We start from the raw sequence: 15,546 nt of genomic DNA, 5'->3' as shown, positions 1-15,546 counted from the left end.
CTAATATCCACCGATAACAGATGGCGGCGACGCTGAGTAGGACGAGACAATGCCCGCAATAAACCTCGGCCTACCCAGCGTCGGCCCCGCCATCGCACTCGTCGCGCTGGAGGACGGCAAGACTCCCAGCACCGAACAAGCTGAACTTGCCGAACTCCATCACCTCGAGATGGCCGCGATTCACAACGGCTCGGTGGCGAGCGTCCATTCCTGGGAACTCGTCACGGCCGTGGACGGTCCCGGAACGCGGATGACCCTGTTCCTGTCCGGGTGCCTGTTGCGTTGCCAGTACTGCCACAACCCGGACACCTGGAAGATGCGCGACGGGTTGATCACCACCCTCGACGACCTGGTCACGCGCCTCAAGCGCTACAAGGGCGTCTTCGACGCAACCGGGGAGGCCTCACCATCTCCGGCGGTGAGCCGCTCATGCAGCCGGCCTTCGTGGAGCGCATCTTCGAGGAATGCCACAAGCTCGGCATCCACACCACCCTGGACACCTCGGGGTTCCTCGGGAAGAGCGCGTCAGAGACGCTGCTCGACAACCTCGACCTCGTGCTTCTGGACGTCAAGTCCGGTCTTCACGACACGTACAAAGAGGTCACCGGGCGTGAGCTCCAGCCGACACTCGATTTCGGCGATCGCCTCGCGGAAAAGGGAATCCCCGTCTGGGCCCGCTTCGTGCTCGTCCCCGGACTGACCGATGCCGTCGACAACGTCGACGCCGTCGCGGAAATCATTTCCCGCTGGCCGAACGTCGAGCGCGTCGAAGTGCTCCCGTTCCACCAGATGGGCGAGGACAAGTGGGACCGGCTCGAGATCCCGTACCCGCTGCACGGGGTGACGCCCCCGACAACGATCTGCAGGAGCGCGTGCGGGAGCAATTCCGCGCGAGGGGCCTGACCGTTTTCTAGGCGAAACCGGCGTTCAGACGCTGGGAAAGGCGCGGCATCCAACGGATGCCGCGCCTTTCCTCCGCCACCGTGCAAACGTTTACCACCAATGTTGCAATCGGCAGAGAAAATGTGATGAATGCGCTTTCATTACTGGCAGACTGGGGGTAACACGAGTGTCACGACAGGCGCGACACCAGGAAAGGTATCTCATGACAACCGCTACGACAACGGCTGCCCAGCCCCTGATCGCCGGTTCCGGCCAGGCGCGTATTCTTCGGATTATCGGCCTCCTCGGCATTATCGGCGGCCTCGTTATGCTCCTCGTCGGCGGCGTCGTCTGGGGCACCGTCAGCAGCCAGCTGGCCGGCGAGAAGATTACTGTCGCGGCCGACGCATCGTTCCTCGCCGGAACGACCGTCGACAACCCCTCTCCGCCCTCGCGCAGGCGAACATCATTAACCACCACGCCATGGAGGCCTCGGGCGGCAAGACGTACGCCGAGCTCGCCCAGGACGACAAGGTCCGCCCGACGGTCATGACCGCGTCGCTGCTGCGCGCCTCGCTCTTCACCTCGATCGTCGCCTTCGGCGTCTCCTTCTTCGCCATGGGCCTCGGCATCCTCGTCGGCCTGTTCGGCTGGGCGATCTTCGTCCTCACGCCGCACGCTTCGAAGAAGACCGCGGTTCCGGCCGTCGCCTGATCCGATCCGGCAGTATCGAACGGGCCTCGCGGTAGTCGCGGGGCCCGTTTTCTGTGCCCGGCGCAGCTTGTTACCGTGCCGAAACACGGGAACCCCTACGATGGGGCTAACGGACGATCTTGCCGCCCCGAGGGGTGGCCATCGGGAACCACGTCCGCGGAATACTGGGGGACCAGCATGAGTGCTCGCGACAGCTATGCCACGAGGCAGATTTCCCCAACGGCGTCGGTACGACCGCGGCGCGGAGGCGCCACCGGACGCCTGGTCGCATTCGTGGCTGCCGCCCTGCTCCTGACGGGCGGCCTCGTGACGGCGGCTCCGCAGCCGGCGGCATTCGCGGCATCCTCCGTCAGTGCGCCGTCCGGCTGGCTGCACACCGCGGGTGGCACGATCCAGAACTCCGCCAACCAGACGTATGTCGTCAAGGCCATCTCCTGGTTCGGAATGGAGACGAGCAACTGCGCCCCGCACGGACTCTGGACGATCGGCCTCGACGCCGGCCTCGCGCAGATCAAGTCGCTCGGATTCAACACCCTGCGGCTGCCGTTTTCGAACGAGTGCCTCGGCGGGGCCCCCAGCAATTCGATCAACTACGCGGTGAATCCGACCCTCGCGGGACTGACCCCGCAGCGGCTGATGGACACGGTCATCGCCCGGGCGAAGGTCGCCGGACTCAATGTCATCCTCGACCGGCACCGTCCGGATTCCGGAGCCCAATCGGAGCTCTGGTACACGGCGCAATACAGTGAAGCCAAGTGGATCAGCGACTGGCAGGCACTCGCCACCCGGTATAAGAATGATCCGACCGTGATCGGCTTCGACCTGCACAACGAACCGCACGGGCAGGCATGCTGGGGCTGCGGTAACCCCGCGATCGACTGGCAGGCGGCCGCGACCCGCGGTGGGAACGCCGTGCTCGCCGTGAACCCCCGGCTGCTGATCCTCGTCGAGGGCATCGAGAACCAGGCCACCGGCGGATCCACCTGGTGGGGTGGCGGCCTGAGCGGTGTCAAGGGCAAGCCTGTCATCCTCTCCGTCGCGAACCAGGTGGTGTACTCGCCGCACGACTACCCGGCGACGGTCTACGCGCAGAATTGGTTCAGCGCGGCCAACTACCCGGACAACCTCGCCACCGTCTGGGACCAGAACTGGGGCTACATCAGCAAGACCGGGATCGCACCGGTGCTGCTCGGCGAGTTCGGTACGAAGCTTGCGACCGAATCCGACCAGAAATGGCTTGCCAAGCTCGTACCGTACCTCTCGAGCAACGGCATGAGCTTCGCGTACTGGTCGTTCAACCCGAACAGCGGCGACACCGGCGGCATCGTCAAGGACGACTGGGTCACCCCGGAGGCGGCAAAGCTCACGGCCCTCACGCCGCTGCTCGGTGCAGGGACTCCGATCGTCGTTCCGCCGACTGCGACGCCGACGCCGACCGCTACTCCGACTCCGACGGCTACTCCGACTCCGACACCGACTCCGAAGCCGACCGCTACTCCGACTGCGACGCCGACTCCGACGGCGACTCCGAAGCCGACCGCTACTCCGACGCCGACTCCGACCGCCACTCCGATTCCCGTCCCCGGCACGGCCTCGATCACCACGACGTGGAACCTGCAGAGCGCGTGGGGCGCCGGCTACGTCGCCGACTTCCAGGTGAAGAGTGCGACCGGTGCCAAAGCCTGGAGCGTGACCTGGTCCGATCCGACCGTGACTGCGGTGACCAACGCGTGGGGGATGACGTGCACGGTCAAGGTCAGGACCTCGATCACGTGCACCGGAGCGGGTTGGGCGAGCACCATTCCCGCAGGGCAGAGCGTCTGGGTGGGCCTTCAGGTCGAGGCGACCAAGGCCCCGGTAGCACCGGCGCTGATCCTCACCGCCAGGTAAGCTCCCCGGCGGGCCAGCTCGACATCCGTTGCCCAGACCTGATCGCTCCGATAACGATCGTGAGACGCCCCTAGCAATTCTGTCGGCGCCGGGGTTCCATGAACCGTGATGGGGGGTTCAGATGCGGACGACGGAATTCCAGGAGCGGCGCACGCCTCGGGGTGTGATCGGCGGGCTGGTCGGGCTTGTGGCCATGAGCGGGGTTGCCGGACTCCTGATCGCCGCGTCGGTGACGCCCGTCGTCGCGCTGTCGGGACTCGCCGTGACGGACACGATCAACACCTTCCAAAGCCTTCCGGAATTCCTGTCGATCGACAGGCTCTCCCAGAAGAGCAACATCTACGCGATGCGGGGTGATGGCTCTCCCTACCTGCTTGCCTCCTTCTATGACCAGAACCGGATCGAGGTCGGCTCGGACTCGATCAGCCCCTTTGTGACGGATGCCGCGGTCTCGAGTGAGGACCCGCGCTTCTATGAACACGGCGGCATCGACATGCAGGGCACGATCAGGGCCGGACTCAGGGTGAGCCTTGGCGGGGAAACTCAGGGCGGGTCGTCCATCACTCAGCAGTATGTCAAGAATGTCCTCGTTCAGAAGTGCGAGGTACTCTCCGACCCCGTGGCGCGCGACTCCTGCTACACGACGGCCACCCGAACGAGCGCCGAGCGCAAACTCAAGGAGATGCGGCTCGCGATCGGCGTCGAGAAGAAATACTCCAAGAAGGACATCCTTCGCCAGTATCTCAATATCACCGGCTTCGGAGGAACGGTCTACGGAATCGAGGCGGCCGCCGAGTACTACTTCAACACGACGGCGGCGGCCGTGAGCCTGCCGCAGGCCGCGAGCCTCGTCGCCATCATCAACAACCCGGTCAAGTTCCAGCTCGACGACCCGAACAGCGCCTCCAACGGTACGGCGAACGGCTACGCGGCGAACCGGGACCGCCGGGACTATATCCTCGGGACGATGCTGAAGTACGGCACGATCGGACCGGACGATTATGCGGCGGCGGTCGCGGCACCGGTCGAACCCAGCATCCACGAGCCCAGTACCGGGTGCCAGACCGCGGGCGGAAGCGCCTATTTCTGCGACTACGTGACCCATGTGCTTCGGAACGACCCGGCGTTCGGGGCGGATGCCGACACCCGGCTTCTCAACTTCCGCCGGGGTGGCTACAACGTCTACACAACCATTGATCTGGACCTTCAGAATGCCGCGGAGGCCACGATGAAGCAGAATGTACCGTCGACCTTCCCCGGCTGGGATGTCGGCGCTGTCATCTCGAGCGTGCAGGTCGGCACCGGTCGTGTGCTTGCGATGGTGCAGAACAAGGACTACAGCCAGGATCCTGTCGTCGAGGCCACGGGAGCGAACTACACGAGCATCAACTACAACACCGACTATGCCGATGGCGGTTCGAGTGGCTTCCAGCCGGGTTCCGGGTACAAGGTGTTCACCCTCGCCGAGTGGCTCACGGAAGGTCACGCTCTCTACGAACGCGTCGATTCCCGCCGCAAGGCCAATTGGGGCACCTTCCAGGACAGCTGCCTCGGCCCGCAGAACTACGACAAGGAGAAGTGGAACCCGAAGAACGACGCCAACGAGAGTGGGGCGCACTACAGCGCCCTCGAAGCCACCGTGGGTTCGATCAACACCGGGTACATCGGGATGGCCAAGAAGCTCGACCTGTGCGGAATCCGTAAGACGGCTGAGGCATTCCGGATGCACCGCGCTGATGCGACCCCTCTCCTGCAGAGCGCTGCGTCGGTGATCGGCACGAATGAGATCGCGCCGTTGAGCATGGCCGTCGCGTTCGCGGGAATCGCGAACAGGGGGTGACGTGCAGTCCGGTCGTGATCGACCGCATCGTTGGCCCGACCGGCGCTGAGGTTCCCGTGCCGACCAGCGAGTGCGCGGCTTCCGTCAACCCCACGGTCGCGGCGGGCATGGCCTACGCCATGCACAAGGTCATGACGACCGGGACAGGGCAGCAGTCGAACCGGGGCATGGCGCCGCAGGTGCCCGTGATCGGAAAGACCGGTACGACGGATGGCAATAAGGACACCTGGATGACCGGGTCGAGTACGAAGGTCGCAACCGTCGTCGCGGTGGTCAGCCTCACCGGCGATGCGAACCAGCGGACCACATACTTCGACAGCGGCCAGGCCGCGACCGCCCGGCACCGGATGTGGCCGGCGGTGATGTCGGTCGCGAATGCGAAGTACGGTGGAGATGACTTCATCGAAGCCAATCCGACGCCGACTCAGACACCGAGACCGACACCGGCGCAGACTCAGACTCCGACGCCCCGTTAAACACAGCGCTGAGGGTTTTCTTTCCTGAGAGTTTCTCAGCTATGAATGTGTCGTGAGTTCCCCGTGATTACGGCGATCTCTCAGTTTTTTTGTTTGTCAAGCCCCTAGCGCAGCCGTAAAACTGGGGGTATTTTCCGGAGCCGTGTACTTCGAATGGGTTACAGTCAACCCATCGAAAATGCGTGTCGTAGGTTCTGTGGATGGATTTGTGATCGGCGCGTTCCGGTCATTTGAAAGGCAAAAAACTCCATGCAACAGCTCTTTCGTCGCGCCGAGAAGTCCTCGCCGCGTAGTACAACCGCGCGTCGCAAACTCGCAGGCGGTGTCCTGGCCGCAACGGCGGCCCTGTGCATCGTCGTCGGCACAACGGCCTCCTGTGCGTTCGCCTCCGGCGACTCCTCGTCTTCGTCGTCCCGCTCGTCGTCCGGTTCATCGTCCGTGAGCGCACCGTCAGGCTGGCTCGCCGTGACCGGGGTGTGGTCACACCGTAAGAACCACCACAACGGAACTCCGACTCCGACTCCGACTCCGACTCCGACTCCGACGCCTGCGCCGACGCCTGCGCCGACGCCGACGCCCACGCCGGCTCCGACGCCTGCGCCGAAGCCCACCCCGACTCCGACTCCGACTCCGACTCCGACGCCTACGCCCACGCCTACGCCGACGCCGACGCCTACTCCTACGCCGACGCCGACGCCTACTCCGACGACGCCCCCCATCGCCATCGGAACGTCCCCGCTGCACACCAATATCGTGTCGACGACCTTCTGGGTCGGCGAGATCTTCAACGCGAACCTCAGCGACGGCAGCCAGGTCTGCAGCACCTATGACAGCAAGTGGGCGCTTCACCACACCGGCGTTCAGCTCGGGTCCTCAACGGACACCGGCTGCGGCGGCTCGCCCGTCGGCGGGTGCGATGGCCCGTCCAGCGGCGCGACCGCTGCGACCTTCACGTGCACGACAGAGAAGCGCACCGCTGCCAACGGCTACTTCCCGACCAGCCAGCCCAAGCCGCTCGAGAACCCGTTCTACCTGGATCTTCCTTACGACGACGTCAACGACGCGACGGCGTTCGCCAACCGCGACACCGTCGTACCGTGGGCGAACGTGGCCCCGTACAGCGCTCACCATGGTGACTCGAACTACTCGTACATGAAGAACCACTGGGTCCAGCTCACCGGTCCCAATGGCCAGACGTGCTACGGACAGGTTGAGGACGCGGGCCCCTCGAGCGGCTCGCTGTACCACGACGCTGCCTACGTGTTCGGAAGCAACGACGCCCGTCCGGTGAACAAGCAGTTCAGCGGCGACCCGAGCCAGGGCGCAGGCACCGACGTGTCGCCCGCCCTCAACGGATGCCTCGGCTTCACCGACCTCGACGGGGACAACGACCACGTCAACTGGCGTTTCGTGGACCGGTCCGCCGTTCCCGCCGGCCCGTGGCTGAACGTGGAAACGACCAGCCAGGTGGCCCAGTAGCCGCCGGATAGTCGAACGGCCGTCCGGATCTACCGCCGGACGGCCGGTACAAGGATCCATCGGATGCCCGGTGCCGCGCCTGCGGCACCGGGCATTCGCCTGCCCGGACGGGTCGCGGCCGTTCCGTGGGCCGGGTTCGTGGGCCGGGTTCGCGTGTCGGATCAGGCGGAGCGCGCGGACCAGAGGTGGCGCACGTTTGTGGGCGCGACCGCGGCGAGCTCGGCCGCCAGGGCCTCGGCCCGGGCCTCGTCGCCCGCAGCGTTCTCGGCCGCGCGCTCGGCGCTGTGCCGTTGTTTGACCAGCCGGGCGGCATCCGCGAGGTCCCAGAGCGAGTCGCCCGTCACCGACACCCCTTTCGCACCCGAGCGCCTGGTGCGGCCGCGGACGAGCAGGTGCCTGGTCTGGAAGACCAGGGCGCCGATGCGTTCCTGGGCGTCGTGGAAGAAGACCACGTTCGCGACCGGCCCGGTGCCGTCGTCGAGGCTCACGAACACGACGCGTCGCCCGCCGCGCATCGGCGGGGTGTTCGTCGCCCGCCGCACGCCGGCGAGGAGCACCTCGGTGCCGCCGGGCAGGTCGGCGAGGGCCGACGCCGGGGTGACGCCGAGTTCGGCGAAGAGCGGATAGAAACGGGCGAGCTGGTGCCCGGACACGGCGAGGCTCAGGTCGCGCAGCTCGAGTTCGGTCTGGGTTCGGCCGCGCAGCTCGAGGGAGGTGACGGCGGTGAACCGGTCGCCGGTGTACCGGGGGACCGGCAGGTCGACGTCGAAGGCGAGTTGGTCGTCGTGCACGGCGACGGCCGTGCCGCGGAGCGACTGGATGTGCGCGAGCAGCTCATGCCGGCGCTCACGGTCATAGCCGATGAAGCTGTCGAGGGCGCCGACCCGTGCGAGCGCCTCGAAGCTCGACCGCCGTGGCCGCACCCGGTCCCGGAAGTCCTGGAGCGAGGAGAACGGCTGGTGCCGCACGATCCGGGCCCTCTCGGCGGCGGTGCTGCCCGAAAGCTCTGGCAGCGCCAGGCGGATGCCTCTGCGCGGCCCGGCAGGCCCGGGAGACCCGGCAGTCACCGGTTCGACCTGGACAGGCCCGGCGTGGCCAGGAGGAAGATCCTCGACCCGGTAGTCGAGCACGCTGTGCTGCACGTCGAGCGGAAGCACGGGCACCCCGAGCGCCCGGGCTTCGGCCACGAGCAGGTCCTTCGGCCACATTCCCGGGTCGTGGGTGAGGAGACCGGCAAGGAAGACCGCAGGGTGATGGGTCTTCAGCCACGCGGACTGGTAGGTGGGCAGGGCGAACGCGGCGCCGTGCGCCTTGGCGAAGCCGAAGCTGCCGAATCCGGCGAGCACGGTCCAGATCCGGTCGATCACCGCCGGGGGAATCCGCGGCCCAGGGCCTGCTCACGGACGTACGCCTCGATGAGGGGCAGCTGCTCGGGTTTCCCCAGGTGCCTGCGGAAGACATCCGCCTTGCCCAGGCCGCAGCCGGTGAGTTCGTCGAAGAGCCGCATCACCTGTTCGTGGAAGATGACGACGCCGCGGGTCTCCCGCAGGATCGGTTCGAAACGCGGGTGGATGTAGTCCGGCACGACCTCGCCGTGCCGCGCCTGCAGGTAGAGCAGGGGCATGTTGTTCTGCATCGGGCCGGGTCGGAACAGGGAGATCTCCACGGTGAGGTCGTTGAAGACCTCGGGCTGCAGCTTGCCGACGAGCTCCATCTGGCCTGGCGACTCGAGCTGGAAGATGCCGAGGGTGCGCGTCGAGCGGATGAGCTCGAAGGTCGGCTCGTCGTCGAGCGGGATCCGGTCGAGGTCGATGCTCTCTCCGGTGAGGCGTCGGTGCTCCTCGACGGCATGCGCCATCGCAGACTGCATCCGAACGCCCAGGATGTCGAGCTTGATCAGGCCCATCGGGTCCATGTCGTGCTTGTCGAACTGCGACATCGGCAGTCCCATTCCCGACGCCTGCACCGGGGTGCGGTCGAGCAGGCTCGCGTCGGAGAGGATCACGCCGCACGGGTGCACCGAGATGTGCCGCGGCAGCCGGTCGAGCCGTGCGGTGAGGTCGACCAGCTGATCGAGCTGCTGCGAGGCGCGCACTTCGGCGGCGAGCGGTTCGAGCTCGGGCTTCTCCTCGAGGGCACGGCGGAAGTCGCGGGCGTTGAACCGCCACATCTGCTTCGCGATCGCCGACACCTGCCCGGCATCCATGCCGAGGGCCAGCCCGGCGTCCCTGACGGCGCCGCGGCCGCGGTAGGCGTTGGTCATCGACATCAGCGAGACCCGGTCGGCACCGAAGGTCTGGAAAATGGCGCGGTAGATATCGTGGCGGCGCGCTGACTCCACGTCCAGGTCGATGTCGGGCAGGGTCTGGCGTTCGGGGAGAGGAACCGTTCCCAGAGCAGGCCGTTCGCGATCGGCTCGACCGATGAGGTGTGCAGGGCGTAGTTGAGCACCGAGCCGACGCCGGAGCCACGGGCCTGGATACGAACGCCCATGCCCCTGACGAGGTCGGCGACGCGGGCGACCGTGAGGAAATAGCTCGCGAAGCCGAGATGCTCGACCGTCGCCATCTCGTACTCGAGGCGGGCGTGCGCCGTTTCGACCGCCGTCCGACCGGATGCCGCGTAGCGTTCGTCGACGCCGGATCGTCCGCGTTTCCAGAGTTCGGCGAGCGGGTCGCCGGTGACCCCGATCACGCGTGCCTCCGGCATCCGCGGGGTACCGAGGCCGATGTCGGCCTGCGGGTCGAGGGTGCAGCGGTCGGCGAGCATGTCCGTATCGCGCAGCAGCCGGTTGAGCGCGCCGTCGTCGTGCAGGCCGGCATCGACGACCATGCGGGCCACCTGCCGCATCGCGCCTGCCGGTTTGAGCCAGGCCTGTCCGTTCGTCTGCGGCTGCTCGAGCTCGGCGAGCGGGGTCAGGGTGCGGGCGGCGTCGGCAAGGTCTGCGGTCACCGCGTCCTCCGGCTCGCCGTAGCGCACCGCATTCGTGAGCACGGCGGGCAGGCCGTTCTGCTCGGCGAGGGCGAGCATGCGGGTCGCGGGAGTGACGCTGCCGCGGCTGCCGGGCTCGGCGAGATGGCAGACGACTTCGAGGCACACCGACCCGGTGGGCATCGATCCCTGCCAGGCCGTGAGCCGGGCGCCGGCTTCCTTCGTCGCGCGGCGGCCGATCGCCTCACCGACGTCTGAGACCGGCCCGAGCAGAACGGTCAGCGCCCGGAGCCCGGCCAGTTCGGCAAGCTCTGACCGGCCGATGCTCGGCTCGCGCCCTGTTCCGGTCGACATGGCCTGGTGGGCGGCGGACACGGCGCGGCACAGGGCAGCATACCCACGGCCGCTGGTGCCTCCGTGCGCGAGAACGACGACGCGGCCGAGCGGCAGCCGGTCGTCGTCGTGCACCGCGAGGTCGGCCCCGAGGCCGGCGCGGATGCCCTCCGCCCCACACGCCCGAAGGTGCTTGACGGCCCCATAGAGCCCGTCACGGTCGGTGAGTGCAAGGAAGGAGGCGCCCTGGGCCCTCGCCTGGCCGGCAAGCGCTTCGGGAAGCGTCACCCCGTAGTGGGTCGAGTATGCGCTCGCGACGTGCAGGTGCGGGAAGCCGGTGCCCGGCCCGGCAGTGCGCGACCGGCCCGTGCCCGGCTCGTTCATCCCCAGTCGAGGGCGAGCACCCACGACCCGTCGACGTCGCGTCGCAGGTCGTACCGGTGTTGTTCCTCGCCCCCGCGGGCCGCGTCGACCCGCCACAGCTCGGTGTCGATGCGGGTGGGCACCCCGTCGTTCTCCCACCAGCGGGTGCGCGTGAACACCGCCTGCGGTTGCCCGATGATGGTGTGCTCGAAGCGGTCCCAGGTGAAGGCGCGGGGGTCGCCGTCGGCCGAAAGCTCGACGTCGACGCGGATGTCGATGATCTGGGGCATTCGGTGGCTCCTCCGTAATGATCGAACAAATGTTCGATATTGGGAGTGTACGTCACCCCGCCGACACTAGCCAGCGCCGACCGTCGATCGAGGTCGCTCCGGTGCCTCGACGCGCAGCGCGTCGGCCCCGAGCAGGGCGGTCGGCACCCGGAAGGTCTCCCGCGCGGTGACGGCGGCGATCGCCGAGAGCACCATGGTGGCTGCGGTGAAGACGGCGACGGGAACCCAGCCGTCGATCCCGCTCCCGAGCAGGGCATAACAGATGCTCGGAGCGAAGCCGGCGAGCAGGAATCCGAGCTGGGTGCCGATCGCAAAGCCGGAGTAGCGCACCGGCGCGGCGAACATCTCCGTGAAGAACGACGGCCAGAGCCCGTTGACCATCGAATAGAACAGCGTCATGTTCAGGAAGCCGCCGAGGAAGATGAGCGGGATCGAACCGGTCGAGATCGCTCAGAAGTAGAGGAAGATGGTCGCCGCGGAACCGAGGGTGCCGATGATCCAGACCGGCCGGCGCCCGATGCGGTCCGACAGAGCCGAGAACAGCGGGATGGTGACGAGGGAACCCGCGATGGACACGGTCGCGACCCACAGCATCGTGCCGCGATCGATGCCCACGGCGGGGCTCGTCGCATAGGCGAGGCCGAAGACGGTGAACACGGTCTGCGTCACAGCGAACAGAGAGCAGACGAGCACGCGCACGACGTCGCGCCACTGGTGCCTGAACACCTGCGCGGCCGGGAACCTCTCGACGGCGGCGACGGACTTCGTCTCGGCGAACACCGGCGTCTCGTCGAGACGGGACCGCACGATGTATGCGACGACGAGCACGACCGCGCTCAACAGGAACGGCACCCGCCAGCCCCAGGCATACAGCTGGTCCTCCGGTAGGGCCGCGACGGGAATGAAGACGATGGTGGCGAGCACCATACCGGCCGCATACCCGGTCATCGTGAAACCGGAGAAGAACGCCCTGCGATGTTCGGGGGCGTGCTCGATGGCGAGGGTGCTCGCCCCTGCCGCTTCCCCGCCGGCCGAGAACCCCTGCGCGAGGCGGCACAGCACGAGGAGGGCCGGGGCGAAGGCCCCGATCTGGTCGTAGGTGGGCAGGAAGCCGATCGCGAGGCTCGCGACCCCCATGATCACGAGGGTGAGGATCAGCACCCGCTTGCGGCCGATACGGTCGCCGAAGTGGCCGAAGATCACGCCCGCCGAACGGCCGGGCGACATAGCCGACGCCGAATGTCGCCAGGGAGGCGATGGTCGCGATCGCCGGGTCGGCGGCGGAGAAGAAGATGTGGTTGAAGACGAGGGCGGCCGCGGCGCCGTAGATGAAGAAGTCGTAGTACTCGAGGGCGCTGCCGACGAATGCCGCTGCCGCGGCCTTTCGAGGCATCCGCTGGGGGATGGTCGACGCTGGAACCGTGCTGGACATGCTGTCTCCTTTGACAAGGTGCCTGGTGGGGTTGGGGCGGGTGGTTCGGGTGGTGCGGGTGGTCTGCCCTGGGTCAGACGGCGGTGTATCCGCCGTCGATGACCAGTTCGGAACCGGTGCTGAAGCGGGATTCGTCGCTCGCGAGGTAGAGCACGCCGTAGGCGATCTCGTCGGGTTCCCCCTGCCGGCGGAGCGGATTGCCCTCGACCAGCTGGCGGTAGTACGCCTCTGGCCCGACAGCGCTCATGTCGGCGGCCGTGCGGCTCATCCTCGTGTTCATCGAGCCGGGGTGGATCGAATTCACCCGGATGCCGTGCTCACCGTAGGTCGCGGCGTCGGACTTGGTGAGCAGCCGGACCGCGCCTTTCGTGGCGTGGTACAGCGGCACGCTCCTGCCGCCGGTGATGCCGTGGATCGACGAGAAGTTGACGATGCTGCCGCGCGACGCGGCGATCATGGCCGGGACCACGTACTTCGTCATGAGCCAGGTGCCCTTGACGTTCACGTTGAAGATCCGGTCGAACTCGGCGAGGGTCGACTCGTGCGAGGGCGCCGCGCGCCCGATGATACCGGCGGCGTTCACGAGGATGTCGGGAACGCCGACCGTCTCGAGTACCCGGGCCACGGCGCGTTCCACCTGTTCCGGGTCGGTGATGTCGAGTTCGAGGGAGGTGATTCCCGGCTCGTGCCACGGTTCGGCCGGCGGGGTGACGTCGAGGCTGACGACCACGGCGCCCTCGCGGGCGAGGAGCCGCACGCAGGCGCTGCCGAGGTCGCCGCTCCCTCCCGTGACGATGGCGATCTTGCCGTGCACCCGCCCCTTCCTCTGCTCCGCGTGCGTCGTGGCCGGTTCCGGAACGTCGAAATCGACGGATGCGATCTGCCGGGTGTGCGGGCTGGAGAGGGCGATCAGCGGGGTGTGCAGCGGATGCCCTGCGTACCCGGCCACGTCGGCGGCCGTGTCGAAGTCCGCGACGATCGTGCAGTCCCAGGACCTGGCCTGTCCGGAGAGGTCGCGGCCGACGCTCAGCGACCGGAGCCCCGGCACGTGACCGACGAGACCGTCGAGCCCGGCACGCCAGTCGTGTTCGATCGAGGGAGTGAAGCTGTCTTCGAACCGGAAAAGCACCACGTGGCGGATCATCGGACGACCGCCGTCGCCGCAGCGTCGGCCAGGTCGGGGTAGCCGATCGGGCTGCCTGCGAGGGTGCGGCCGATCAGGTAGCCCATCGTCATCAGCGGCCCGAGGGTCGCGCCTGCGCCGGGGTAACCGGCCCCGTACGCGCTCTCGGTGGTGTTCCCGGCGGCGAACAGTCCACCGATGACGGCGCCGTCGACGTCGACGACGCGACCGACGCCATCCGTCGACACGCCTCCGCTCGTGCCGAAGGCGCCGTTGACGACCGGGAGCGCGTAGAACGGCCCGGTGGTGAGCGGGCCGAGGCTCGGGTTGGGGAAGACGTTCCCCGCATCGCCCCAGTAGGTGTCGTAGCGGCTCCGGCCCCTGCCGAAGTCTGGGTCCTCACCGAGCTCGGCGTAGTGGTTGAAGCGGCCGACCGTCTCCGTGAGGGCGGCCGGGTCGACGTCGATGCGCGCGGCGAGGTCGGCCAGGGTGGCGCCTTCGAGCAGCCACGCCGGCGTCGGCCGGCCGGCGCGGTGGCTCAGGACGCCGTAGCGCTCGAGGAAGGCGTGGTCGAAGACGACGTGGGACGGCGTGTTCAGCGGGGCATTGGCCGCGGGGTCCCACGAGTGCAGGGAACGCGCGAGGTCGTTGTAATCCTGGGATTCGTTCGCGAAACGGCGCCCGTGCTGGTTGACCATGATCGAACCGGGACCCTGGCGTTCGAAGCGGAGCAGGGTGCCGACCTGTTCCCCGTCGCGGAGATCGCCGGGGATGACCGACATCGGCGCCCACCAGGCTTCCCTGGTCCCACCGGTCCGTGCACCGATGCGCTGGGCCATCCGGAGGCCGTCTCCGGTGTTCGACGGGGGAGAGCAGACGACGTGCAGCCGGGTCTGGAGCAGCCCGTCGGCGAGTTCCTTGTCCCACTCGAAGCCGCCGCAGGCGAGCACGACGCCGTCATTCGCGTGGAACGTGCGTCCGTCCACGACGACGCCCGTGACGCGCCCGTTCTCGACGACGAGGCGTTCGGCGCGGGCGTCGACGGAGAGGGTCACGTCGTTCCCGAGGCAGGAGGCGAGCAGCATGCTGACGAGCGCCTGCCCCTTGGCGACGAGGCCCGCCGCTTCCCGTGCCGCGAGTTCTGGCCAGGGGAAGTGGGTGAAGGCTCCCCAGGCTTCGTATTCCTGCATCGTGAAGGGCGCCCGGCCGTCGGTGCGCACGTGTGCCCGCACGGGGCCGAGCGCGGCAGCGGCGTCGAAGAGTTCGGGTTCGACGGTGCGTCCGCCGTCGAGGGCGCCGTCGAGATCCATCCGGTAGTCCGGGAAGTTATCAAGCAGCAGGAAGGCCACGCCGAGCTCGCGTTCGACGTAGCGCAGCATGTCATCGCCGCTGTCGATCGCGGCATCGAAGAGCTCGTCCCTGCCCCGGCCCCTGGAGACCGCTCGCACGTACCGTGCGGCGTCTTCCGGCGAATCCGCGATGCCCGCGCCGCGGGCGAGATGGTTGGCGGCGACCCAGAGCATCCCGCCCGATACCGCCGAGGTCCCGCCGAGCAGGGCCGACTTCTCGACCACCAGCACGCTCTTGCCTTCGTTGGCCGCCGTCGCGGCGGCCGTGAGCGCCGCGGCGCCGGACCCCACCACCACGACATCGAATCGGTCCTGCGGCTTGCCCTGGAGAATTCGCATCGAATCCCACTCCCGTCGTCGTTGACACAAGAATTTGCGTTTCTGAAGACTGCCAACGGTCGGGGTCGCTCATCGTGCCCCTCCCATTCAATGGGAGGAATATTC

At 67.6% G+C, this 15,546-nt stretch carries 13 protein-coding genes and 2 pseudogenes; 7 read left to right on the top strand and 8 right to left on the bottom strand.

The window, feature by feature from the left end; translation table 11 throughout:
* Positions 1-49: 49 nt before the first annotated feature.
* The 7 genes and pseudogenes from RGU41_RS20815 to RGU41_RS08765 form a co-directional block, all read left to right on the top strand.
* Positions 50-289: pseudogene (locus RGU41_RS20815) on the top strand (pyruvate formate-lyase 1-activating enzyme); the annotation flags it as partial.
* A gap of 140 nt (positions 290-429) precedes the next feature.
* Entirely contained in the window at positions 430-903 is a 474-nt protein-coding gene (locus RGU41_RS20810; RefSeq protein ID WP_416173144.1) for a radical SAM protein, read from the top strand.
* Between the two features lie 462 nt (positions 904-1,365).
* Positions 1,366-1,596 (top strand): hypothetical protein, encoded by a 231-nt coding sequence (locus tag RGU41_RS08785; RefSeq protein WP_322136035.1) that lies wholly within the window; start codon positions 1,366-1,368, stop codon positions 1,594-1,596.
* Positions 1,597-1,869: 273 nt separating this feature from the next.
* Entirely contained in the window at positions 1,870-3,486 is a 1,617-nt protein-coding gene (locus RGU41_RS08780) for a cellulase family glycosylhydrolase (RefSeq protein ID WP_322136034.1), read from the top strand.
* A gap of 121 nt (positions 3,487-3,607) precedes the next feature.
* Positions 3,608-5,326 (top strand): transglycosylase domain-containing protein, encoded by a 1,719-nt coding sequence (locus RGU41_RS08775; protein WP_322136033.1) that lies wholly within the window; start codon positions 3,608-3,610, stop codon positions 5,324-5,326.
* Positions 5,327-5,340: 14 nt separating this feature from the next.
* Entirely contained in the window at positions 5,341-5,802 is a 462-nt protein-coding gene (locus RGU41_RS08770) for a hypothetical protein (RefSeq protein WP_322136032.1), read from the top strand.
* 249 nt (positions 5,803-6,051) lie between these two features.
* Complete coding sequence (locus RGU41_RS08765) at positions 6,052-7,281, top strand: hypothetical protein (protein WP_322136031.1); 1,230 nt, start codon at positions 6,052-6,054, stop codon at positions 7,279-7,281.
* A 161-nt stretch (positions 7,282-7,442) separates the two neighbouring features.
* On the opposite strand, the gene RGU41_RS08760 is transcribed toward RGU41_RS08765, so the two are convergent.
* The 8 genes and pseudogenes from RGU41_RS08760 to RGU41_RS08725 all read right to left on the bottom strand — a co-directional run bounded on the left by RGU41_RS08760 (position 7,443) and on the right by RGU41_RS08725 (position 15,441).
* Positions 7,443-8,648: a hypothetical protein gene (locus tag RGU41_RS08760; RefSeq protein WP_322136030.1), complete on the bottom strand. Its 1,206-nt coding sequence runs from the start codon at positions 8,646-8,648 to the stop codon at positions 7,443-7,445.
* Entirely contained in the window at positions 8,645-9,139 is a 495-nt protein-coding gene (locus RGU41_RS08755) for a hypothetical protein (RefSeq protein WP_322137326.1), read from the bottom strand. The genes RGU41_RS08760 and RGU41_RS08755 overlap by 4 nt, the downstream gene beginning before the upstream one ends.
* A gap of 78 nt (positions 9,140-9,217) precedes the next feature.
* Positions 9,218-10,929, bottom strand: a pseudogene (locus RGU41_RS08750) (PHP domain-containing protein); the annotation flags it as partial.
* Positions 10,926-11,198: a hypothetical protein gene (locus RGU41_RS08745; protein WP_134448872.1), complete on the bottom strand. Its 273-nt coding sequence runs from the start codon at positions 11,196-11,198 to the stop codon at positions 10,926-10,928. The gene RGU41_RS08745 and the pseudogene RGU41_RS08750, both read right to left, overlap by 4 nt.
* 66 nt (positions 11,199-11,264) lie before the next feature.
* Positions 11,265-11,597 (bottom strand): hypothetical protein, encoded by a 333-nt coding sequence (locus tag RGU41_RS08740; protein ID WP_322136029.1) that lies wholly within the window; start codon positions 11,595-11,597, stop codon positions 11,265-11,267.
* Between the two features lie 51 nt (positions 11,598-11,648).
* Positions 11,649-12,425: an MFS transporter gene (locus RGU41_RS08735; RefSeq protein ID WP_322136028.1), complete on the bottom strand. Its 777-nt coding sequence runs from the start codon at positions 12,423-12,425 to the stop codon at positions 11,649-11,651.
* A 278-nt stretch (positions 12,426-12,703) separates the two neighbouring features.
* Positions 12,704-13,774 carry an SDR family oxidoreductase gene (locus RGU41_RS08730; protein ID WP_134448874.1) on the bottom strand — a complete coding sequence of 357 codons (1,071 nt, stop codon included), beginning with the start codon at positions 13,772-13,774 and terminating at the stop codon, positions 12,704-12,706.
* On the bottom strand, positions 13,771-15,441 hold the full coding sequence (locus RGU41_RS08725; protein WP_322136027.1) for an FAD-dependent oxidoreductase: 1,671 nt from the start codon (positions 15,439-15,441) through the stop codon (positions 13,771-13,773). The genes RGU41_RS08730 and RGU41_RS08725 overlap by 4 nt, the downstream gene beginning before the upstream one ends.
* Positions 15,442-15,546 lie beyond the last annotated feature (105 nt).

Source organism: Cryobacterium sp. 10C3, assembly GCF_034314285.1.
GTDB lineage: Bacteria > Actinomycetota > Actinomycetes > Actinomycetales > Microbacteriaceae > Cryobacterium > Cryobacterium glucosi.
Note: the sequence above shows the minus strand (reverse complement) of the source record. Positions and strands in the feature narration are given on the sequence as shown.